The following is a 2,058-nucleotide window of genomic DNA, read 5'->3' as shown; positions in this document are numbered from 1 at the left end:
AAATTCGTGACCGCAACGCCCCAGAGAAATGCAGGAACAACGCTGCCGAAAGCAATGGCGTACGACCAGCGGCGCTGCCATACTTCATCCTCGCGATGATGGCGGAACTCGAATGCGACGCCGCGCAGGATGAGCGCAACCAGCATGAGGAAGAGCGCAATGTAGAAGGTGCTGAACATCGTCGCATAGACGTGCGGGAATGCTGCGAACGTGGCACCGCCCGCCGTAATCATCCAGACCTCGTTACCGTCCCAGACAGGACCGATGGTGCGGATGAGCTGGGAGCGGTCACTCTCCTTGTCGGAGATGAGTGTGAGCAGCGTGCCGACACCGTAGTCAAATCCTTCGAGGAAGAAGAATCCTGTGAAGAGGATGACGATCAGTACGAACCAGAGAATATTGTAGTCCATTCTTACTTCCCTCCTTCGATGGCAGGGGTAATCTGCGTGCGGCGGATGAAGCGGAAGGCAAGATAGAGTGCGGTGATGATCAGCAGCAGGTAGAGCACCGTGAAGCCGATCATCGTGAACCAGATCTCACCTGCTGTGAGATTCGGCGACACGCCGTTCACTGTCTTTTGCAGTCCCACCACGAGCCACGGCTGACGTCCCATCTCGGCGACGATCCAGCCGCAGGAATTGGCGATAAACGGAATGACGACCAGCCACGGCAGGGCATAGAGAAGCTTCTTTGCCGAAAGAAGCTTCTCTTTTTTCGTCAGATAGAGCACGACGAGCGAGACGAGCACCATGAAGAAGCCAGCGCCGACCATCGCACGGAAAGCGTAGAAGAGCATCGTGACGTGCGGACGGTAGTCGCCCTCGCCATATTTTTGAACAGCTTCTTTCTGGAGATCGTTGATGCCGCGCACCTCGCCCGAGGGGCCGTCATGTACCATGATCGTGAACATGTAGGGAATGGTGATTTCGAAATCGTTCTGTCCCTTTTCCATGTTGGGGTAAGCGAGAACGGCAAACGGCGCGGGGTCCTCCGTCTCCCAGAGTGCCTCCATGGAGGCGAGCTTCATCGGGTTTGCCTGTGCGAGGTACTGTGTGTGGAAATGTCCGCTCGCGATGACGCCGACCACACCGACAAGCGTGTAGATGGCACCCGCCTTGATCGCCTGCGTGAACGCATAGCGCGACTCCGTGTCGTGCATTAGCTTCCATGCCGAGACCGCCATGACGACAAAGCCGGCGGTCGTGATGCCCGCAAAGAGCGTGTGGGACTGCTCGCCGAGGATGTAATGGTTCGTTACGAGCTCGGCGAAGCTCGCCATCTCGGCGCGTCCGTTGGCGAGTACGTAGCCGACGGGATGCTGCATGAAGGAGTTCGCGACAAGAATCCAGAAGGCGGACAGATTGCTGCCGAGTGCGACGAGCCAGATGCAGGCGCAGTGTGCCTTCTCCGAGAGTTTGTCCCAACCGAACATCCAGATGCCGAGGAAGGTGGACTCAAGGAAGAACGCCGTGAGTGCCTCGAGTGCGAGCGGCGCACCGAAGATGTCACCCATGAAGCGTGAGTACTCCGACCAGTTCATGCCGAACTGGAACTCCTGCACCAGACCGGTGACGACACCCATCGCGAAGTTGATGAGAAAGAGTGTGCCGAAGAAATGCAGAAGCTTCCGGCAGGTCTTTTTCCACTCCGGTTTCTTCGTCTTGACATAGCACGTTTCGAGCAGAGCGACAAAGATCGCCATACCGAGCGTGACAGGGACGAAGAGAAAGTGATAGATGGTGGTGATTGCAAACTGCCATCGGGACAGCAGCACTGCTTCCATGTCCAAATCCCTCCTAAAAAACAAAACCTACGATAATGACAGCGACGGCTTTTGTCCGCAAAATGTGACAAAAGCCCTTCGATTCCCTGCATTATATCATAGGTCAAAATGAAATACAAGTTAGATTGATAAAATAAACTATCTAGGAATAAATCGTAATTATTTTCGCAGAGCGTTTGCTGCCTGCAGTCCGAGTGTTAGGATAAGTGCACCGCCGACCCACGGGTAGGGAAGCGGCACATCGAGGAGCGGCAGAAATCCCGCTGCCGTCGGGG

General features: G+C 55.6%; 2 protein-coding genes. Both read right to left on the bottom strand.

The window, feature by feature from the left end:
- On the bottom strand, positions 1-410 hold a 410-nt coding region (gene cydB / locus HMPREF0908_RS02600), incomplete at its 3' end, for a cytochrome d ubiquinol oxidase subunit II (RefSeq protein ID WP_006689878.1).
- A gap of 2 nt (positions 411-412) precedes the next feature.
- Entirely contained in the window at positions 413-1,783 is a 1,371-nt protein-coding gene (locus HMPREF0908_RS02595; protein ID WP_006689877.1) for a cytochrome ubiquinol oxidase subunit I, read from the bottom strand.
- Positions 1,784-2,058 lie beyond the last annotated feature (275 nt).

It is taken from the genome of Centipeda flueggei ATCC 43531 (assembly GCF_000160695.1).
GTDB classification, from domain to species: domain Bacteria; phylum Bacillota; class Negativicutes; order Selenomonadales; family Selenomonadaceae; genus Centipeda; species Centipeda flueggei.
The sequence above is the reverse complement of the archived record's forward strand: the minus strand, read 5'-3'. Positions and strand labels throughout refer to the sequence as shown.